Below are 18,147 nucleotides of genomic sequence, written 5' to 3'. Positions count from 1 at the left end.
GATGCCCAAACGTATCATGACCGGGACCGTAACCTCGGACAAGACGAACAAGACCGTGACTGTGAAGGTCGAGCGCAAGGTGAAGCACCCGCTTTACGGGAAGATCATCCGCCGTTCGAAAAAGTATCACGCGCATGACGAGACGAACGAGTACGTGATCGGCGACACAGTCCGCATCGAGGAGACGAAGCCGATCTCCAAGACGAAGACATGGACGGTGATCGACCGCGTACAGGCATCGAAGGGTGTGGCCGTGGCCGCTGATCTCGATGTCGCTGAAGCTACGCCGACGGGCGCTCCCGCTGAAGCCCAGGCAGCTGCAAAGGCCAAGGCCGAAGCAGGGGCCAAGGCCAAGGCAGAAAAAGAAGCCGAGGCGGCTGACGCCGAATAAGCAATCGCTCTGTCGCATCTGCGGCAGGACTGACGAAGGAACTGCCGGACTTGTTCCGGCAAGCCAAATGAGAAGGAACCGGATCGATGATCCAGATGCAATCCAATCTCGACGTCGCGGACAATAGCGGCGCCAAGCGCGTCCAGTGCATCAAGGTACTGGGCGGCTCAAAGCGCCGTTTCGCATCCGTAGGCGACGTGATCGTGGTTTCCGTAAAGGAAGCCCAGCCCCGCGCGAAGGTCAAGAAGGGCGACGTACACCGTGCCGTCATCGTTCGGACCCGCAAGGATGTACGCCGCCCCGATGGCAGCGTTATCCGCTTCGACAGCAACGCTGCCGTGCTCGTCAACAAGACGGAAGAGCCCATCGGTACGCGTATCTTTGGCCCTGTGGTTCGCGAATTGCGCGGCCGCGGGTTCATGAAGATCATTTCGCTCGCGCCGGAGGTGCTGTGATGGGTTCTGCCAAGATTAAGAAAGGCGACAACGTCGTTGTGCTTTCGGGCCGTGACCGGGGCCGCACCGGTACCGTCACACAAGTCATGCCCAAGGATGGCAAGGTTCTGGTGGAAGGCATCAATGTGATGACCCGTCATCGTAAGCCCAGCCAAGCCAATCCGCAGGGCGGGATCGACCGTATTCCGGCTCCGATGCACATGGCCAAGGTTGCTGTTGCGGATCCGAAGGACGGCAAGCCCACTCGCGTCCGTTTCGAGGAAAAGGACGGCAAGAAGGTCCGCGTGGCCGTGAAGTCCGGAGAGACGATCGATGGCTGATCAAAAGAACACCGCGCCACGTATGCGCCAGCGCTATGACGACGAGATCGTCAAGGCGATGACTGAAAAGTTCGGTTACAAGAACCGTCTCGAAGTGCCCAAGATCGAAAAGATCACGCTTAACATGGGTGTGGGTGAGGCGAGCCAGGACAAGAAGAAGGTCCAGACCGCTGCCGAGGAACTCGCATTGATCGCGGGCCAGAAGCCGGTCATCACCAAGGCGAAGAAGTCGATCGCTCAGTTCAAGCTTCGCGAAGGCATGCCGATCGGTACGAAGGTAACCCTTCGCCGTGAACGGATGTACGAATTCGTTGACCGTCTGGTGACTATCGCAATGCCCCGCATTCGGGATTTCCGTGGGCTCAACCCGAAAAGCTTTGATGGTAATGGCAATTACGCCATGGGCCTGAAGGAGCAGATCGTGTTTCCTGAAATTAGCTATGATCGTATCGACGTCGTCCGCGGCCTCGACGTGATCGTCACCACCTCCGCAAAGACCGACGATGAAGCGCGCGAATTGCTGCGCCTGTTCGGTTTCCCGTTCCCCGCCCCCGAGGCCGCCGAAGCATCGGCTGAAGACGAAAAGGCCGCCGCGTAAGCGGTGCGGCTATTGTCCGAGACAAGGAAGAGAGCTTAAGTCCAATGGCGAAACTGAGTTCCATTAACAAGAATGAGCGGCGCAAGAAGCTGGTCAAGCAGTATGCAGCGAAATACGAAAAGCTGAAAGCTGTGGCCGACGACAAGTCGCTCGACGAGAGCGAGCGTTTGATTGCACGTCTCAAACTGGCGGAATTGCCGCGCAACGCGAACCCCACGCGTGTGCGCAACCGCTGCACCACCACCGGCCGCCCGCGCGGCTATTACCGCAAGTTCGGCCTTAATCGCATCGAGCTCCGGAATCTGGCCAACAAGGGCCTGATCCCCGGTGTCACGAAGTCGAGCTGGTGAGGATCTGACAGATGGCTATGACCGATCCCCTGGGTGATATGCTCACCCGCATCCGCAACGGGCAACAGGCAAAGAAGGACTCTGTTCTCTCGCCTGCGTCCAAACTGCGTGCGAACGTTCTCGAAGTGCTTCAGCGCGAAGGCTACATCCGTGGCTATGCCGAAGATGAGACCGGCGCGCACAAGGCGTTGCGTATCGAACTGAAATATTTCGAAGGCGAGCCTGCTATCAAGCATGTGGCCCGCGTGTCGAAGCCTGGCCGCCGCGTATATTCGGGTTCGAAAGAACTTCCGACCGTGCGCAACGGCCTTGGCATTACTATCGTCTCGACCCCTCGCGGTGTGCTTTCGGATAACGAAGCGCGCACCGAGAACGTCGGCGGCGAAGTGCTCGCGGAGGTGTTCTGATGAGCCGTATCGGAAAGAAGGCAGTCGCCATTCCGAATGGTGTGACCGCAAATATCGATGGCAATGTGCTGAGCGTGAAGGGCCCCAAGGGCACTTTGACACTCGGCCTGTCGGAACTGATCGACTACAAGGTCGAGGGTGACGAAATCCAGGTGAAGCCCGCTAACGACACCAAGCAGGCGCAAGCCTTCTGGGGCATGCAGCGCACACTTGTGTCCAATTTGGTCGAAGGCGTTACCGAAGGTTTCTCCAAGGTTCTCGAGATCAATGGCGTCGGTTATCGCGCAGCAGTCAAGGGCAAAATCCTGAACCTGCAGCTCGGCTACAGCCACGATGTCGATATTGACATCCCCGAAGGCCTTACTGTCAAAACGCCTGACCAGACCACCATTGAAGTGAATGGGATGGACAAGCAGGAAGTCGGCCAGTTCGCCGCCGAAGTCCGCCGCTGGCGCAAGCCTGAGCCGTATAAGGGCAAGGGCATCAAGTATCGCGGCGAGTACATCTTCCGCAAGGAAGGGAAGAAGAAGTAAGATGGCCAAACTTTCCCTTTTCGAACGCCGCCGCCGTCGTGTGCGGACTGCGCTTAAATCCCGCGCCGGTGGTAAGCCGCGTTTGTCGGTGCACCGCACCGGCGCGCACATCTACGCTCAGATCATCGACGATGCCGCCGGTAAGACGGTTGCCGCTGCAAGCACACTTGGCGCGAAGAGCTCTGGTGCGAATGTAGATGCTGCTTCGAAAGTCGGTACCGATATCGCAGCTGCAGCCAAGAAGGCCGGTGTGACGACTGTCGTGTTCGATCGCGGCGGTTTCCTTTTTCACGGCCGCGTGAAAGCGCTTGCCGACGCCGCCCGCGAAGGCGGGCTGGAGTTTTAAATTATGGCTGATGACAAGAAAACCGAAGATACCGCGCCCAAGGCCGATGTGCCGAAGGTAGAAGAAGTGACCAAGGTCGAAACCGAGCACGCTGTGCCGGAACAGCCCAAGGTCGACAACGCCGGCTCTACGCCGACTCCGACTGTGGCTTCGACCGAAGCGGCAGACAACCAGTCAGCTGCGGGTGCTTCCACGCCTCCTGCGCGCACCCAGGCAGATGCCAACGCTTCTGCGCCTGCTGCAAATGCTGGACGCGGTGGCAATCGGGGCGGTGGCTCTGGTGGCAATCGGGGCGGTGGCCCGGGCGGTAATCGTGGTCGTGGTGGACGTGACAATCGCCGTGGCGGCCGCGATGAGCCAGATGATGGCATCATCGAGAAGCTGGTCCATATCAACCGCGTCTCCAAGACGGTTAAGGGTGGTAAGCGCTTCGGTTTTGCAGCATTGGTTGTTGTTGGCGATGGCTCCGGCCGGGTTGGCTTCGGCAAGGGCAAGGCACGCGAAGTACCCGAAGCCATTACCAAGGCGACTGCGGCTGCGCGCAAGCACATGATCCGCGTTTCGCTGAAGGAAGGCCGCACGCTGCATCACGACAACAAGGGCCGTTTCGGTGCCGGCAAGGTCGAGATCCGCACGGCTCCTCCAGGTACGGGCATCATTGCCGGTGGTCCGATGCGCGCTGTGTTCGAAAGCCTTGGCGTTGCCGATGTGGTGACCAAGTCGGTCGGCACGTCCAACCCATACAACATGATCCGCGCCACGTTCGACGCGCTGACCAACCAGACTTCGCCGAAGTCGGTTGCCCAGCGTCGCGGCAAGAAAGTCGCCGACCTTCTGGGTCGCGGCGGCGCATCCGAAGCCGAGGCCAAGGCCGACGCTGCAGCGGTTACGGAGTAATTCGCATGGCTAAAATCAAGGTGAAGCAGATCGGTAGCCCGATCCGCCGTCCGAAAGACCAACGCGCCACTCTCGTGGGGCTGGGGCTCAACAAGATGCACAAGGTCGTCGAACTGGAAGACACCGCAGAAGTTCGTGGTGCCATCGCCAAGCTGCCCCATCTCGTGGCAGTCGTCGATTAATTAGATACGGCCCCGGTGGAAGCCGAGGCGGGTCTGTTTCCCAGAAGCGCAAGCTTCACAGCGCGAAAAAAGCGAAAGCGAGTGCAGTATGTCTATCAAACTTAATGAAATTCGCGACAATCCCGGCGCCCGCAACAAGCGTATGCGCGTCGGTCGCGGTATCGGGTCCGGCAAGGGCGTTACCGCAGGGCGCGGCCAGAAGGGCCAGAAGAGCCGTGAAGGCGTGTCCATCAACGGTTTCGAAGGCGGCCAGATGCCGCTCCACATGCGTTTGCCAAAGCGCGGCTTCAACAACCCGTTCGGCAAGGATTACGCCGAAGTGAACCTGGGCATGGTCCAGAAGTTCATCGATGCGGGTAAGCTCGACGCCAAGAAGGATATCGATCACGCGGCATTGCAGGCGGCCGGTATCGGGCGTGGCGGTAAGGACGGTGTCCGGCTGCTAGGCAAGGGCGAATTGAAGACCAAGGCCAAATTCATTGTTGCCGGCGCCAGTAAGGGCGCAGTTGGAGCGGTCGAAAAGGCCGGTGGCAGTGTAACCGTACAAGCTATCGTCGCACCCAGCGCCAAGCCGAGCAAACCTCGTGCCGAAGGTGCGAAGGCCGATCCGCGAGCCAATAAGAAGGCTAGCGGGAAAGCTAAAGCGGCGAAAAAGGCCGACAAGTAACGGACAACTTCGAACGGGGGGCTGGGCAACCGGCCCCCCGCTTCCTATGTGTTCCCGTCAAGGCCGGGCCCCGCATCTGCGGACACTCCCGGCGTCACGCTAGGATTGACCCAGACCGATGGCATCGAACGCCGACAATCTCGCCAGCAATCTGAGCCTCGCCAATTTTTCCAAGGCGACGGAACTCAAGAAGCGTATCTGGTTCACCGTCGGTGTACTGATTGCGTTTCGCTTCCTCAGCTTTGTACCGCTTCCCGGAATCGACCCGGTTGCGCTCGCATCCTTCGTGGAGCGGACCCAAGGCGGCATCCTTGGCATGTTCAACATGTTCTCGGGCGGCGCGCTGGAGAATTACTCGCTGATTTCGCTGGGCCTGATGCCGTATATCACGGCATCGATCGTGATCCAGCTGGCGGCAGCGCTTCACCCTTCGCTTGCGGCCCTGAAAAAGGAAGGTGCCAGCGGTCGGCAGAAGCTGAACCAGTATACTCGGTACGGCACTGTGTTCCTTACCGTGGTGCAGGGCTTTTTCATTGCGCGAAATGCGGAAGTGCAGGGCTTCGCCGTGGACCCGAGCACCATGTTCTATGTTGGCTGCATCATTAGCCTGGTCGGTGGTACCATGTTCCTGCTCTGGATGGGTGAGCAGATCACCAGTCGCGGTATTGGTAATGGTGTATCGCTGATCATTATGGCCGGGATTGTCGCTCAGTTCCCGGGCTTCACCGCCAATATGTTTACCGGGTATTCCGAGGGTACGATCGGTACCGCGGTTGTCATCGGATTTATCGTGATGGTGATCGCTTTAATCCTCATCATCTGTTTTTTCGAGCGTGCCCAGCGGCGACTGCTGATCCAGTATCCCAAGCGTGCGACGCAGCGCGGCATGATGCAGGCCGACCGCAGCCATTTGCCGCTCAAGCTGAACACGGCGGGCGTTATCCCGCCGATCTTCGCCAGTTCGCTGCTGCTGCTGCCGCTGACAATTAGCCAGTTTGCAGGCGAAAGCGTTGATAGCGATTCCACCACAGGCGGCGTGATCGATTTCCTGAACTTCTACCTGCAGCACGGGCAGCCGATTTACATGTTGCTTTATGCGGCGGGCATCATCTTCTTCTGTTTCTTCTATACGGCGGTGGTCTTCAACCCCGAGGAAACATCGGAGAACCTGAAGAAGAATGGCGGATTCATTCCCGGTATCCGCCCGGGAAAACGCACGGCAGACTATCTTGATTACGTCTTGACCCGTGTCACCGTGGTCGGCGCGATTTATCTGACGCTGGTGTGTGTGATTCCGGAATATATGATCGCACAGACGGGCATTCCGTTGTTCCTTGGCGGTACCAGCCTGCTCATTGTAGTGAACGTCACGGTCGATACCATCAGCCAGGTCCAGTCGCACTTGTTGGCGCACCAATATGGCGACCTGATCAAAAAGGCCAAGTTGAAGGGCCGGAACCGCTAACTCGCGGAAATTGCGCGCAGGGCAGGGGCTTAAGCATGAACATCATTCTCCTTGGGCCGCCCGGCGCGGGTAAGGGCACACAGGCCCACCGGCTCGTCGAGCAGCATGGGATGAAACAGCTATCGACCGGCGATATGCTGCGCGCTGCCGTCAATGCCGGTACGCCGGTCGGATTGCAGGCGAAGGCCGTCATGGACGCTGGCGGGCTCGTTTCCGATAATATAGTAAGCGCGCTCATCGATGCTGAGTTGCATGCGCTGGATGCCGGAAGCGGGGCAATCTTCGATGGCTATCCTCGTACCGCCGCACAGGCTGAGGCGCTCGACGTTTTACTCGAAAGCCACGACCGCAAGCTAAATCACGTCATCGAACTTGGTGTGGACGAAGACGCCTTGGTCGAGCGTATCACCGGGCGCTTTACCTGCGCCAATTGCGGCGCGGGCTATCACGACGTTTTCAAACAACCCAAGGTCGAGGGCATCTGTGACGAATGCGGCTCCACCGATTTCAAGCGGCGGCCGGACGACAACGCTGAAACCGTGCGAAACCGTATGGCCGAGTATCGCGCCAAAACTGCGCCGATCCTGCCAATTTACGACGCACGCGGGATCGTAAGCAGGATCGACGGCATGGCAGACATCGATACTGTTGCTGCCAAGATCGATGATATTCTCGGCTAGGCCGGCTTAATTACGATTTCCGCATGAAACATAGCCGTCATGAAACTCGTCTCTGGTTTTGGCCGGACGCTTCGCTATGCTTGCCGTTGAAAAAGCTCTTGGCGGCTGTGTGCTACCTATGGGCACCGCACTATGCCGGAGTAGTTCTGTGACACGTATATTTGCTGCGGCTCTGATCGCAATGTCTTTGCTAGCTGCGACTGCCGAACCCGCACAAGCCAAGGTGATGATTCAGGACGAGCGCGGTTTCGTTACGCGGGCTGGACTTGTTGTCGATGCGACGCCGTATGAGGCCTGGCAGATGCTGGTACAGCCGGAGGACTGGTGGAGCGATACGCATACCTGGTCGGGCAAGGCTGCAAACCTGTATCTCAGCGCGCAGGCAGGCGGCTGCTTTTGCGAATTGCTCGACGAGCAGGCCGGAGTGCCCGAAGGCATCCAGCGCGGCAGTTCGCGTCATATGACTGTGGTGCAGGCCGATCCACCACGCGTACTGCGAATGCGAGGCGGCCTTGGCCCACTGCAAAGCGAACCGGTGGATGGGGTGCTTACAATCACCTTGAAAGAAGTGCCGGGCGGCACCCGTATTCTGTTCGAATATGTGGTGGGCGGATACTTCAGGTTCGATGTCGCGACGATCTCGAAAGCCGTGGACATGGTCATGAACGAGCAACTCGCGCGCCTGGGCATGAAGCTTGGCGTCGTTACACCGGAACCAAGTGGTGCCGGGGAAGGCTCTGCCGCGAACGATGATTCAGACGAAAAATCAAAGGCAAGGAGTGCTGGAGAAAACGGCGCTGCAACAAATGGCAAGCCCGGACCCGCTATTGATACGACTAGCCCCAACGATGTAGGTTCGTTGATAGACGCCATGGCAGACGATTGATTTGGCTCTAGGCCCCTTTTGACGAATTTGTAGATCGGGTGTAGATGGTAGCTCAGCGATCCGGGGTGCATCCGGTTTCGTTGGACATTGCGCACTCGCTGTTGACGCGGGCTGCGAATCTCCCTATTCGCGCAACATATTCGGTAACGTTGATCGAGTCCGGCAGGTGCCCCTTACTTAATGGCGCGCTATCCGGGCTTTTTGCTTTTTTGCGAAAACACCCAGTTTTTGGGGATTTTGCGATGGCAGCGATGTTGCGGAATATTTGAACGCTATGAGATAGGCGGCAGGTCGTATCCGATTCCGGAACAACGGCACCCCTGTGGAGCATGGAGAAATAAGTGGCTCGTATTGCCGGAATTAATATTCCAACAAACAAGCGCGTGATTATCGCGCTCACCTATCTGCACGGTATCGGTCGCACGACCGCTGTGCAGATCGCCGACAAACTTGGTATCGATCACGCCACGCGCGTGCAGGATCTGACCGATGCGGAAATCCTGCAAATCCGGGAAACGATCGACGCCGACCATCAGGTGGAAGGTGATCTGCGCCGCGAAACCGCGATGAACATCAAGCGTCTGATGGATCTGCGGTCCTATCGCGGCTTGCGTCACCGGAACGGTCTGCCCGTTCGTGGACAGCGCACGCACACCAACGCCCGTACCCGCAAGGGTAAGGCCAAGCCGATCGCCGGCAAGAAGAAGTAAGCGGAATGGGCGGCATGTTCGCCCTCACGCTTTTCCCTTCTCTCGATACGAGGAATACGAATAATGGCTCGCGAACCAGGCCGCGTCAGAAAACGCGACAAGAAGAACATTTCCAGCGGTGTTGCGCACATCAACGCCAGCTTCAACAACACGATGATCACCATCACCGACGCACAGGGCAATGCCATCAGCTGGTCGAGCGCCGGCGCCATGGGCTTCAAGGGCAGTCGCAAATCGACTCCCTATGCGGCGCAGGTCGCAGCCGACGATGCTGGCAAGAAGGCTGCCGAACACGGCGTCCGTACGCTGGAAGTCGAAGTCAAAGGCCCCGGTTCGGGCCGCGAAAGCGCGCTTCGGGGTCTGGCTGCCGTCGGGTTCACCATCACGTCGATCCGCGACGTGACGCCAATCCCGCATAATGGCGTCCGGCCTTCCAAGCGCCGCCGCGTCTGATCCGCTTTTGCCGGCGAGGGAGTGTCCTTCGCCGGCGGTTTCACGGACCGGACGCGCTACCACGGCGCAACCGGTCCCGTCTGTTTTCATACCCCAGGGGAAATCCATGTCCGTCAACACCAAGAACTGGCAGGAACTGAAGAAACCCACGCAGCTCGACGTCAAGGATGGCGGCGACAAGAAGCGCAAGTCCACTTTCGTGGCTGAACCGCTGGAGCGTGGCTTTGGCCTGACGCTCGGCAACGCGCTGCGCCGCGTGCTGCTGTCCAGCCTGCAGGGCGCTGCCGTTACCTCGATCAAGATCGAAAACGTGCTGCACGAATTCTCCTCGCTCGCCGGTGTGCGCGAGGATGTGACTGATATCGTGCTCAACGTGAAGCAGATCGCATTGAAGATGGAAGGTGAAGGGCCCAAGCGGCTGCAGCTTTCCGCGACCGGCCCAGGCCCTGTAAAGGTCGGCGATATTGCGATGACCGGCGATATCGACGTTCTCAACAAGGATCTCGTCCTGTGTCATCTGGACGAAGGCGCGAACCTGAACATGGAACTGACGGTCGACGTCGGCAAGGGATACGTTCCTGCCGTGCAGAACCGTCCGGTCGACGCGCCGATCGGCCTGATCCCGGTCGACAGTCTGTACTCGCCGATCCGACAGGTCAGCTACAAGGTTGAAAACGCCCGTGTCGGTCAGGAGCTCGATTACGACAAGCTCAGCCTGACGGTGGAAACCGACGGTACCGTGACGCCGGACGATGCGGTCGCTTACGCCGCTCGGATCCTGCAGGACCAGTTGACGCTGTTCGTGCATTTCGAAGAAGGCATTCCGCAGCCGTCCAGTGCCATGATCGGCGTTGCCGCGCAGCCGGAAGAAAGCGACGCGAACCAGCTCAACCGTTACCTGCTCAAGAAGGTGGACGAGCTGGAATTGAGCGTACGTTCGGCCAATTGCCTCAAGAACGACAACATCATCTATATCGGCGATCTGGTCCAGAAGACTGAAGCCGAGATGTTGCGGACGCCGAACTTTGGCCGCAAGTCGCTTAATGAGATCAAGGAAGTGCTGTCCAGCATGGGCCTGCGTCTCGGCATGGATATTCCGGGCTGGCCGCCTGAGAATATCGAGGAAATGGCCAAGAAGCTGGAGCAGGAACTGCTCGGCTGAACGGGTTCCGGCGGCGCACCCTGCGTCAGCGTCAAGCGCCGCCAGCTACGGGCTACCTGATACGGGCCCATAACGAACGAAGGATTACACTATGCGTCATGGTATTCGCCAGCGGAAACTTTCCCGCAAATCCGGCCACCGCAAAGCCCTGTTCCGCAACATGGCAGCTGCGCTGATCAAGCACGAACAGATCAGCACGACCCTGCCAAAAGCCAAGGAACTGCGCCCTTATATCGAAAAGCTGATAACGCTAGGCAAGCGTGGCGGCCTTTCCAACCGTCGCCTGGCGCAGAGCCGCCTGCTCGACGAAACACAGCTTAAGAAGTTGTTCGACACGCTGGCCGACCGGTATTCCGATCGTGAGGGTGGTTACACCCGGATCATCAAAGCTGGGTATCGCGGCAGCGATTCCGCACAAATGGCTATCATCGAACTGGTCGACCGCGATCCCGAAGCCAAGGGCCTCGACAGCGGGCCAGTGATGAACGCGGATGAAGAAGAATACGAAGAGGCGTGATCGCCACCTCGAACCAAGTAATACAAGGGGCCGGGCGGAAACGTCCGGCCCTTTTTGCTGGGCTGTGTAAACGCTCTCCGGATATGAAACGCGCAGCGCTTGGCATCGCTCGCGCATATGCTTACATCTGAAATGCATTCTTTCTCAGACCGGAGTTAGCTCACCATGATCCGCCATGCCCTTCTCGCAGGAGCCGCCGCGCTCGCGATTGCAGCAATGCCCAGCACCAGCATCCACGCGCACGAGGTATCCGCCGAGACCATGACAGCCCCCGAATATCCAGCAACACGTGCAGGCGATGTCATTGATACGCTGTTCGGACAACAGGTTGCGGATCCCTATCGTTGGCTCGAAAACGATGTGCGCGTAGATAGCGAAGTGGCCGAATGGGTCGAGGCTCAGAACGCTGTCACGGATGCATTTCTGGCCAATCTTCCGGGCCGCGAACAGTTGAAGGCACGCATCACGGAACTGACCGATTACGAACGGTTCGGACTGCCGTACGAGAAAGGCGGACGCTATTTCTACAGCCGCAATGATGGGCTGCAGAACCAGTCCGTTCTGTATGTCCGTGACGGGCTCGATGGTGAAGCGCGGGTCCTGATCGATCCGAACGACTGGTCGGATGACGACGCGACCGCGCTGGCAGGATGGTCGCCAACCGAAGACGGCAGCAAGTTGCTATACGCGATCCAGGATGGCGGCAGCGACTGGCGCACGGTGAAAGTGCTGGACGTGATGACCGGTGAGGTCATGGACGATACCGTTGAATGGGTAAAGTTCTCCGGCCTCGATTGGGCAAAGGACGGTAGCGGGTTCTATTACAGCCGCTTTCCCGCCACTGGCGAAGGCGAGACCTTTCAGGCTCTCAACAAGAACCACACGGTATATTTTCACCGCCTCGGCACTCCGCAGAGCGCCGATGTGAAGGTTTATGAAACGCCGGATAACCCCGATCTCAACCATTTCGCCGGCGTAAGCGATGACGGGAAATACGTCATCGTTACCAGCTCGAGCGGAACCGACGACCGCTACGAGGTCAGCCTGATCGACCGCGAGAGCGGCGAAACACGTGTGATTGTCCCCGGTTTCGAACACGCCTATTCCTATGTCGGCAATCGCGGCGACCGCTTCTTCTTCACCACCAATGATGGCGCGCCGCTGAAGAAGGTTGTGGCGACCGATATCTCTGCCGATGAACTGGAATGGACCACGATCATTCCCGAAGCCGAAGAAACGCTCGGCGGCGTATCGCTCGCAGGCGGCCATTTGATCGCCAGCTATTTGCGCGACGCCAAAAGCATGATCCAGGTGTTCGACACCGATGGCGCGAAAGTTCGCGAAGTGGCACTTCCGGGCATCGGCAGCGCCGGCGGCTTTGGCGGCGAGTTCGACAAGAGCGAGACCTTTTACAGCTTCAGCAGCTACAACCGTCCCGGCACGGTCTATCGCTACGACATCGCAACTGGTGAAAGCAGTGTGTGGGCTCAGCCCGAGGTGGATTTCGATCCCGAAGACTTTGTGGTCGAGCAACGTTTCTATCAATCCAAGGACGGCACGCGCGTGCCGCTCTTTCTGGTGCGCAGCAAGGCTGTTGCCGATAGCGGCAAGGCGGCACCTACCCTCTTGTACGGTTATGGCGGGTTCAATATCTCGCTCACTCCGGGTTTTTCCGCATCGCGTCTTGCCTGGTTGGAAGCTGGCGGGGCCTACGCCGTCGCCAACCTTCGCGGCGGCGGTGAATACGGCAAGGCTTGGCATGATGGCGGACGTCTCAATAACAAGCAGAACGTGTTCGACGACTTTATCGGTGCGGGCGAGTACCTGATCGCGGAAGGTGTCACACCTGCCGGCGGACTGGCCATTCAGGGCGGGTCGAATGGCGGTTTGCTGGTCGGCGCGGTGGTCAACCAGCGGCCGGATCTGTTTGCCGCCGGCAATGCGGCGGTCGGCGTGATGGATATGCTGCGTTTCGACCGGTTTACGGCAGGTCGATACTGGGTGGACGATTACGGCTACCCATCGAAGGAAGCCGACTTCAACGTGCTGCGGGCTTATTCACCATACCACAACATCAAATCCGGTACGGCTTATCCCGCCTTGTTGGTGACTACGGCCGATACGGACGATCGTGTGGTTCCAGGGCACAGCTTTAAGTATATCGCCGCGTTGCAGGCCGCCGATCTGGGCGACCACCCACAACTGATCCGGATCGAAACGCGCGCGGGCCATGGATCGGGCAAGCCGACCGATAAGGCGATCGAGGAAGCGGCGGATATACTGGCGTTTCTCGGATCGTTCACCGGTCTGGACATGACGTCACTGGACGACTGAACAAAGCAACTCGACTGCCTCACAGCCGCCATTCAGAAAACACGGTAGTTTCCTGAATGGCGGCTGTCGTTGCAATTCAGGCTCATCTAACTGCCCATGACCTAGAACCGTTCTTGTAACCGGAGCGCACCGCCTCGGTCAGTTGCAAGGAAGGTCCTTAGACATGAAAATCCTCTCCAAAGCCCTGGTCGGAACCGCCGTCGCTGGTGCGATGACTGTTGCTGCCGCTTCGCCAGCCGCCGCCCGCGATCGGTATGAACGCGACGATGGCATCAGTGCAGGCGAAGTCATTGCCGGCGCAGTGATCCTTGGCGGAATTGCCGCAGTGTTATCGTCCGGCAGGGATCGCGATCGCGGCTATTACGACGATCGCAATCGCTATCGTGATCGTTACAACCGCGGATATTCGCGCCAGAGCTATGGCCGCCGTGCGGTTGAAAAGTGCATACGAGCTGCCGAGGGCGATGCGCGCCGCTACGGCTATCGCTACGCCGATGTGACGCAGATCCGCGATGTCGATCGCAAACGCAATGGCTTCCGCGTTCGCGGCACCATCAGGGTCGATGGTAATCGCGGTGGCTACCGCAACGACCGGTATGGTCGTTATGATCGGTATGACCGTCGCAATCGGTACAACCGCCGCAGCGATACCGGCCGGTTTACCTGTGATATTCGCCGCGGTCGGGTAGTCGATCTTGATTTCAAGGGCGTTCGCGGGCTCCGCTGAGAGCGTACGAGGCGACCCATAACCACTTCATTGGGCGGTTCAGGCTGATTTAAGCCTGGGCCGCCCAAAGTATGAATGACGCCGGGCCGGATGTTGCGCCCGCATGACAGGGAAAAGACTATGGTCCATCTCCGCAGGTTCGTATGCTCGGCCGCTCTGGCCACCGCCATGTGCGTGTCGGCGCCTTCCGTAGCAGCCGCCGAGCTTGGCCAGCCAACTATCGCACCTGCTATTCCGGTCGCTGCAGCGCCGGTCCTTGCCAACGCCGATGTGACGGCGGACAACCATCGTTACCGCCGCTATCACCGGCGCGGCTACCGCCATCACCGCCGTAGCGGCGTCGGCGATGTCATTGCCGGGGTGGCGATAATCGGCGCAGTCGCGGCAATTGCAAATGCCGCATCGAGGAACAATCGGGATCGTGATTACCGCTATCGCGACTACCGATATCGCGATGTGCGCGGCGATACGCGGTACCAACGTGGTGAGGGCCTCGACCGCGCTGCAAACATCTGCCGCCGCGAAATCGAACGTGATGTGCGCGTGGAGCGGGTGGACAGCGTCGACCGCAATGCGAATGGTTGGCGCGTGACCGGATCGCTATACAATGGTGAGGGGTTCACCTGCCGTATCGGGGCCGATGGCCGGATCGATGCGGTAGACTACTCCGGTCGCTATCGGGGTGCATCGGTTGGCGGACAGGACGCGTACCGCCAAATCGAAGACCGTCAGTGGAGCGCAGATCGCTACGCCGCAGCGCGGGCGAGGTTGGGCAACGATATTCCGGCGGCGACAGACTATCGCGGCCAGGCAACGCAGCGCGATGTGCAGCCGGCCTATCCCGGCGGACCTATTCCCGGTGAACAACCATATGAATACGATGACGAGCCTGCCAATGGCGGCTGATCACTCCGGCCCGTCAGACGGCTGCGCGTCCTTTCGATAGGCTGGCAGGGCAAGGGAGAACCGGATCGCGGCGGCTCGCAGAATGAAGCCGGCCGTCGCCGCACCGATCCAGACCGGCACGCGGGGTAGTGCCAGAGCGTCGCCCGCCACAGTCAGCGTGGCTGAAAAGGCGGCTGCCGTTACGTAAAGCTCTGGCCGTACGATGATGGAAGGGCGACCCGCCACGACATCGCGAATGATGCCGCCCGCACAACCGGTTGCGACGCCCATCAGCACAGCAGGGATCGGCGAAAGGTCATAGCTGAGGGCCTTGGCGGTGCCGAGCACAGCGTAGGCGGCGAGCCCAGCACCGTCCGAGTAGTCGAGCAGTTTTCCGTCCCACCACCGCGATGGGGTGAACCACGCCAGCACTGCCACGGCAAGACAGATCGTGGCTACCCAAGGGTCCACGATCCAGAACACCGGCGCGCCGATCAACACGTCGCGGATCGTGCCACCGCCGGTGCCAGTCACCATCGCGAAGAATGCCATCGTGACAAAGGTCTGGCGCATCTTCGCCGCCAGCAGCGCGCCTGACAGAGCAAACACCGCCACGCCAATCAGGTCCAGCGCGTCCAGCAGCGGGGTCAGGACTATCGGATTCATGAACGAGGATTCGCCGTTCTGCCGAGCGGCCCGGCCTTCCGCCGCCGGAACATCAGAATGCACCCCAAAAGCGCGCCAATAACAGCGAGTAGGGCAGAAATGATGAGAATGGGATGCGAAGTATTCTCGCGCTCGTTCAAATCCATAATGTGAAGCCCCCACATGGTGTCGAAAATACGCCACCAGCGCGTGCGTACCGCTTCTACCTGGGCGGTATCCCGCCCGATATACACATGGGTGCCATCGGCCAGTTTCGCCTGCCACACAGGAACCGGTCGGCGAAAATCGAAGGGTACTTCGTCCGCCTCGTAGAGTTTCATCGATTGGATGGCGGTGCCGCCTTTGATCGTCTGCGCCACGATCTTGCGGGCCTGCACTTCGTTCAGCGGGTCGAGCAACGCGCCGGTCGCGGCTTCATGGCGCGTTACACGGCTATCGTCCCGTGTAACAAAGGTCACAGGCTCGCCGCGTTGCATGACCGTACGGATTTCCGTCACGCTGCGGGGTACGTCGATCTCGTTCAATACAGGTGCGGGATTACCAGGCGGAAGGAGTTGTTCGCCGGTATCAGCGATACGCAGATGGTTGCCGCGTACCTCTTCGATGGGCTTGGCCACCATTACCAGTCCGGTAATAGTCCACATCAGGATCGGCAGCCCGACAAGCCAGCCCAGCCAAATATGCCATTTGGCGAAGCGGAGCATTATGGGTTTTCCAGCCATCCTACTGCCTTCTTACCGGGGTAATGCGCGCTGGCCTCAGCGAGTCGCTACCCTATATACGGGTCCCGTCAGATATGGATCGGTTTGCCTTGCACTGCCATCGCTGCCTCTTTCAAGGCTTCAGAATGCGTGGGGTGCGCGTGGCAGGTATAGGCGATGTCTTCGCTCGTGGCGCCGAATTCCATGGCCTGCGCAGCCTGGGCAATCATCGTACCGGCGAGCGAAGCGACGATATGGACGCCCAGGACGCGGTCCGTTTCGGCATCCGCGATGACTTTAACGAAGCCGTCGGTGTCGCGATTGGTCTTGGCACGGCTGTTGGCCATCATCGGGAACTTGCCGCTCTTGATAGTATGTCCGGCATCCTTGGCCTCCGCTTCGGTCAGGCCGACACCTGCAAATTCGGGCATCGTGTAAACGACGCCGGGGATGATCGCATGGTTCACGATACCGGTCTGGCCGGCGATGTTCTCTGCTACCGCAATGCCTTCATCTTCGGCTTTGTGCGCCAGCATCGGGCCGGGCGCGACGTCGCCAATGGCCCACACGCCGTCCACCTTGGTACGGAAATCGTGATCGACTTCCACTTGCCCGCGATCGTTGGTTTCCAGCGCGATTGATTCCAAACCGAGCTTAGCCGTGTTCGGACGCCGGCCGATCGCGACCAGCACATGGCTCGCCTCGATCGTTTCGGTATCGCCGCCAGCTGCTGGTTCGACGGTCAGAGTAACCTTCTTGCCCTTGACCGTAGCGCCGGTGACCTTGGTCTTCATGCGCAGGACCATGCCCTGCTTCTTGAAGATCTTGCCCGCTTCCTTGCGCACATCTGCATCCATGCCCGGCAGCAGCTGGTCGAGATATTCGACTACGGTCACCTTGGCGCCAAGTCTGCGCCACACGCTGCCCAGTTCCAGCCCGATCACGCCGCCGCCGATCACCACCAGATGCTCCGGCACTTCCGACAAGTTCAACGCGCCCGTGCTATCGACGATGCGCAGTTTTTCGTTATCGACTTCTACGCCGGGGAGGGGAGTGACGCTCGACCCGGTGGCAATCACGATGTCCTTCGCCGTAACCGTTTCGCCTGCAATTTCGACCGTGTTCGGGCCGGTGAAGGTGGCGTGGCCTTTTTTCCAGTCGACCTTGTTTTTCTTGAACAGGAATTCGATACCACCCGTCAGGTCGCCGACAGCCTTGGTTTTCTCGGCCATCATAACGCCCAGATCGAGTTCGACCTTGGGCGTTTTCACACCCCACAAAGCCATATGACCATGCGCCTCTTCGAAAAGCTCCGATCCATGGAGTAGTGCCTTTGACGGAATGCAACCGACATTGAGACAGGTGCCGCCCAGCGTCTCGCGGCTTTCCGCGCACGCCGTTTTCAGCCCGAGCTGCGCCGCACGGATGGCCGCGACATAACCGCCGGGTCCGGAGCCGATAAATAAAACGTCGTAATCGTAAGATGTATCAGGCACCGGTTGTCTCCGTCGTATCGGCGACCGCATCCGAGCCGGCTTCAGCGGCGCAGGTGCGGACGATTTCCTCCACTCGCGCGGTATCGACCTGCGCAAGTTCGGAAGAGTTCTTTTCCATGAAGGTGTCGGCGGTGCATTCGCACACAGGCGCAACAAGCTCGCTGCCTATACCAATACCTTCGGTAACCTGCAGACATTGCTCGACCACAGCAGTGCGAACCTGTCCGCCAACTTGTTCTGCCACGAGATCGCATCCCGATAGCGCGAGAGAGGCAACGATAAGTGTCAGCATTGTGCGTTTCATCGGTAAATCCTCCGT

At 59.2% G+C, this 18,147-nt stretch carries 24 protein-coding genes and 1 pseudogene; 21 read left to right on the top strand and 4 right to left on the bottom strand.

Annotated features, from left to right (window positions below; genetic code table 11):
• Nucleotide 1 precedes the first annotated feature (1 nt).
• The 21 genes and pseudogenes from rpsQ to HME9302_RS07195 all read left to right on the top strand — a co-directional run.
• Nucleotides 2–283, top strand: a pseudogene (rpsQ, locus tag HME9302_RS07295) (30S ribosomal protein S17); the annotation flags it as partial.
• 194 nt (nucleotides 284–477) lie between these two features.
• On the top strand, nucleotides 478–846 hold the full coding sequence (rplN, locus tag HME9302_RS07290) for a 50S ribosomal protein L14 (RefSeq protein ID WP_115366470.1): 369 nt from the start codon (nucleotides 478–480) through the stop codon (nucleotides 844–846).
• Nucleotides 846–1,166 (top strand): 50S ribosomal protein L24, encoded by a 321-nt coding sequence (gene rplX, locus HME9302_RS07285; RefSeq protein ID WP_115366469.1) that lies wholly within the window; start codon nucleotides 846–848, stop codon nucleotides 1,164–1,166. Before rplN ends, rplX begins: the two co-directional genes overlap by 1 nt.
• A complete protein-coding gene (rplE, locus tag HME9302_RS07280; protein WP_115366468.1) occupies nucleotides 1,159–1,764 on the top strand; it encodes a 50S ribosomal protein L5 in 606 nt (201 codons plus the stop codon). Before rplX ends, rplE begins: the two co-directional genes overlap by 8 nt.
• Before the next feature lie 44 nt (nucleotides 1,765–1,808).
• A complete protein-coding gene (rpsN, locus tag HME9302_RS07275) occupies nucleotides 1,809–2,114 on the top strand; it encodes a 30S ribosomal protein S14 (protein ID WP_115366467.1) in 306 nt (101 codons plus the stop codon).
• A gap of 11 nt (nucleotides 2,115–2,125) precedes the next feature.
• The gene (gene rpsH, locus HME9302_RS07270; protein ID WP_115366466.1) at nucleotides 2,126–2,521 is read left to right on the top strand and encodes a 30S ribosomal protein S8; all 396 of its coding nucleotides are present in this window, start codon (nucleotides 2,126–2,128) and stop codon (nucleotides 2,519–2,521) included.
• On the top strand, nucleotides 2,521–3,054 hold the full coding sequence (gene rplF, locus HME9302_RS07265; protein WP_115366465.1) for a 50S ribosomal protein L6: 534 nt from the start codon (nucleotides 2,521–2,523) through the stop codon (nucleotides 3,052–3,054). The genes rpsH and rplF overlap by 1 nt, the downstream gene beginning before the upstream one ends.
• Before the next feature lies 1 nt (nucleotide 3,055).
• Nucleotides 3,056–3,400, top strand: coding sequence for a 50S ribosomal protein L18 (rplR, locus tag HME9302_RS07260; RefSeq protein WP_115366464.1), 345 nt, complete (start codon nucleotides 3,056–3,058; stop codon nucleotides 3,398–3,400).
• A complete protein-coding gene (gene rpsE, locus HME9302_RS13435) occupies nucleotides 3,401–4,297 on the top strand; it encodes a 30S ribosomal protein S5 (RefSeq protein WP_115366463.1) in 897 nt (298 codons plus the stop codon).
• A gap of 5 nt (nucleotides 4,298–4,302) precedes the next feature.
• Nucleotides 4,303–4,479, top strand: coding sequence for a 50S ribosomal protein L30 (gene rpmD / locus HME9302_RS07250; protein WP_115366462.1), 177 nt, complete (start codon nucleotides 4,303–4,305; stop codon nucleotides 4,477–4,479).
• Nucleotides 4,480–4,573: 94 nt separating this feature from the next.
• Nucleotides 4,574–5,146 (top strand): 50S ribosomal protein L15, encoded by a 573-nt coding sequence (gene rplO, locus HME9302_RS07245; RefSeq protein WP_115367565.1) that lies wholly within the window; start codon nucleotides 4,574–4,576, stop codon nucleotides 5,144–5,146.
• Nucleotides 5,147–5,264: 118 nt separating this feature from the next.
• Nucleotides 5,265–6,611, top strand: a complete 1,347-nt coding sequence (gene secY, locus HME9302_RS07240; protein WP_115366461.1) for a preprotein translocase subunit SecY — start codon at nucleotides 5,265–5,267, stop codon at nucleotides 6,609–6,611.
• Between the two features lie 35 nt (nucleotides 6,612–6,646).
• Nucleotides 6,647–7,291, top strand: coding sequence for an adenylate kinase (locus tag HME9302_RS07235; RefSeq protein ID WP_115366460.1), 645 nt, complete (start codon nucleotides 6,647–6,649; stop codon nucleotides 7,289–7,291).
• 148 nt (nucleotides 7,292–7,439) lie between these two features.
• Complete coding sequence (locus tag HME9302_RS07230) at nucleotides 7,440–8,177, top strand: SRPBCC family protein (RefSeq protein WP_181815709.1); 738 nt, start codon at nucleotides 7,440–7,442, stop codon at nucleotides 8,175–8,177.
• A gap of 341 nt (nucleotides 8,178–8,518) precedes the next feature.
• Nucleotides 8,519–8,887, top strand: a complete 369-nt coding sequence (gene rpsM / locus HME9302_RS07225) for a 30S ribosomal protein S13 (protein WP_115366458.1) — start codon at nucleotides 8,519–8,521, stop codon at nucleotides 8,885–8,887.
• 63 nt (nucleotides 8,888–8,950) lie between these two features.
• The gene (gene rpsK / locus HME9302_RS07220; RefSeq protein ID WP_115366457.1) at nucleotides 8,951–9,340 is read left to right on the top strand and encodes a 30S ribosomal protein S11; all 390 of its coding nucleotides are present in this window, start codon (nucleotides 8,951–8,953) and stop codon (nucleotides 9,338–9,340) included.
• Between the two features lie 106 nt (nucleotides 9,341–9,446).
• Complete coding sequence (locus HME9302_RS07215; RefSeq protein ID WP_115366456.1) at nucleotides 9,447–10,502, top strand: DNA-directed RNA polymerase subunit alpha; 1,056 nt, start codon at nucleotides 9,447–9,449, stop codon at nucleotides 10,500–10,502.
• A gap of 91 nt (nucleotides 10,503–10,593) precedes the next feature.
• A complete protein-coding gene (gene rplQ / locus HME9302_RS07210) occupies nucleotides 10,594–11,019 on the top strand; it encodes a 50S ribosomal protein L17 (RefSeq protein WP_115366455.1) in 426 nt (141 codons plus the stop codon).
• 165 nt (nucleotides 11,020–11,184) lie between these two features.
• On the top strand, nucleotides 11,185–13,353 hold the full coding sequence (locus HME9302_RS07205) for a prolyl oligopeptidase family serine peptidase (RefSeq protein ID WP_115366454.1): 2,169 nt from the start codon (nucleotides 11,185–11,187) through the stop codon (nucleotides 13,351–13,353).
• A 163-nt stretch (nucleotides 13,354–13,516) separates the two neighbouring features.
• Nucleotides 13,517–14,080 carry a hypothetical protein gene (locus HME9302_RS07200; RefSeq protein ID WP_115366453.1) on the top strand — a complete coding sequence of 188 codons (564 nt, stop codon included), beginning with the start codon at nucleotides 13,517–13,519 and terminating at the stop codon, nucleotides 14,078–14,080.
• A gap of 120 nt (nucleotides 14,081–14,200) precedes the next feature.
• The gene (locus HME9302_RS07195; protein WP_147270786.1) at nucleotides 14,201–14,986 is read left to right on the top strand and encodes a hypothetical protein; all 786 of its coding nucleotides are present in this window, start codon (nucleotides 14,201–14,203) and stop codon (nucleotides 14,984–14,986) included.
• On the opposite strand, the gene HME9302_RS07190 is transcribed toward HME9302_RS07195, so the two are convergent.
• The 4 genes from HME9302_RS07190 to HME9302_RS07175 form a co-directional block, all read right to left on the bottom strand.
• Nucleotides 14,987–15,631: a trimeric intracellular cation channel family protein gene (locus HME9302_RS07190; RefSeq protein ID WP_115366451.1), complete on the bottom strand. Its 645-nt coding sequence runs from the start codon at nucleotides 15,629–15,631 to the stop codon at nucleotides 14,987–14,989.
• On the bottom strand, nucleotides 15,628–16,353 hold the full coding sequence (locus HME9302_RS07185; protein ID WP_115366450.1) for a PepSY domain-containing protein: 726 nt from the start codon (nucleotides 16,351–16,353) through the stop codon (nucleotides 15,628–15,630). The genes HME9302_RS07190 and HME9302_RS07185 overlap by 4 nt, the downstream gene beginning before the upstream one ends.
• Nucleotides 16,354–16,421: 68 nt before the next feature.
• The gene (gene lpdA, locus HME9302_RS07180) at nucleotides 16,422–17,858 is read right to left on the bottom strand and encodes a dihydrolipoyl dehydrogenase (RefSeq protein ID WP_115366449.1); all 1,437 of its coding nucleotides are present in this window, start codon (nucleotides 17,856–17,858) and stop codon (nucleotides 16,422–16,424) included.
• Nucleotides 17,821–18,132 carry a hypothetical protein gene (locus tag HME9302_RS07175; RefSeq protein ID WP_115366448.1) on the bottom strand — a complete coding sequence of 104 codons (312 nt, stop codon included), beginning with the start codon at nucleotides 18,130–18,132 and terminating at the stop codon, nucleotides 17,821–17,823. The genes lpdA and HME9302_RS07175 overlap by 38 nt, the downstream gene beginning before the upstream one ends.
• Nucleotides 18,133–18,147: the final 15 nt, after the last annotated feature.

It is taken from the genome of Alteripontixanthobacter maritimus, assembly GCF_003340475.1.
Taxonomy (GTDB): domain Bacteria; phylum Pseudomonadota; class Alphaproteobacteria; order Sphingomonadales; family Sphingomonadaceae; genus Alteripontixanthobacter; species Alteripontixanthobacter maritimus.
This window is presented reverse-complemented; position numbering and strand designations above follow the sequence as displayed.

Bases quoted from the DNA above. Each gene is read 5' to 3' on its own strand.
- rplN (WP_115366470.1), top strand. From the start codon at position 478: ATGATCCAGATGCAATCCAATCTCGACGTCGCGGACAATAGCGGCGCC.
- rplX (WP_115366469.1), top strand. From the start codon at position 846: ATGGGTTCTGCCAAGATTAAGAAAGGCGACAACGTCGTTGTGCTTTCG.
- rplE (WP_115366468.1), top strand. From the start codon at position 1,159: ATGGCTGATCAAAAGAACACCGCGCCACGTATGCGCCAGCGCTATGAC.
- rpsN (WP_115366467.1), top strand. From the start codon at position 1,809: ATGGCGAAACTGAGTTCCATTAACAAGAATGAGCGGCGCAAGAAGCTG.
- rpsH (WP_115366466.1), top strand. From the start codon at position 2,126: ATGGCTATGACCGATCCCCTGGGTGATATGCTCACCCGCATCCGCAAC.
- rplF (WP_115366465.1), top strand. From the start codon at position 2,521: ATGAGCCGTATCGGAAAGAAGGCAGTCGCCATTCCGAATGGTGTGACC.
- rplR (WP_115366464.1), top strand. From the start codon at position 3,056: ATGGCCAAACTTTCCCTTTTCGAACGCCGCCGCCGTCGTGTGCGGACT.
- rpmD (WP_115366462.1), top strand. From the start codon at position 4,303: ATGGCTAAAATCAAGGTGAAGCAGATCGGTAGCCCGATCCGCCGTCCG.
- secY (WP_115366461.1), top strand. From the start codon at position 5,265: ATGGCATCGAACGCCGACAATCTCGCCAGCAATCTGAGCCTCGCCAAT.
- HME9302_RS07235 (WP_115366460.1), top strand. From the start codon at position 6,647: ATGAACATCATTCTCCTTGGGCCGCCCGGCGCGGGTAAGGGCACACAG.
- rpsK (WP_115366457.1), top strand. From the start codon at position 8,951: ATGGCTCGCGAACCAGGCCGCGTCAGAAAACGCGACAAGAAGAACATT.
- HME9302_RS07215 (WP_115366456.1), top strand. From the start codon at position 9,447: ATGTCCGTCAACACCAAGAACTGGCAGGAACTGAAGAAACCCACGCAG.
- rplQ (WP_115366455.1), top strand. From the start codon at position 10,594: ATGCGTCATGGTATTCGCCAGCGGAAACTTTCCCGCAAATCCGGCCAC.
- HME9302_RS07205 (WP_115366454.1), top strand. From the start codon at position 11,185: ATGATCCGCCATGCCCTTCTCGCAGGAGCCGCCGCGCTCGCGATTGCA.
- HME9302_RS07200 (WP_115366453.1), top strand. From the start codon at position 13,517: ATGAAAATCCTCTCCAAAGCCCTGGTCGGAACCGCCGTCGCTGGTGCG.
- HME9302_RS07195 (WP_147270786.1), top strand. From the start codon at position 14,201: ATGGTCCATCTCCGCAGGTTCGTATGCTCGGCCGCTCTGGCCACCGCC.
- HME9302_RS07190 (WP_115366451.1), bottom strand. From the start codon at position 15,631: ATGAATCCGATAGTCCTGACCCCGCTGCTGGACGCGCTGGACCTGATT.
- HME9302_RS07185 (WP_115366450.1), bottom strand. From the start codon at position 16,353: ATGGCTGGAAAACCCATAATGCTCCGCTTCGCCAAATGGCATATTTGG.
- lpdA (WP_115366449.1), bottom strand. From the start codon at position 17,858: ATGCGGTCGCCGATACGACGGAGACAACCGGTGCCTGATACATCTTAC.
- HME9302_RS07175 (WP_115366448.1), bottom strand. From the start codon at position 18,132: ATGAAACGCACAATGCTGACACTTATCGTTGCCTCTCTCGCGCTATCG.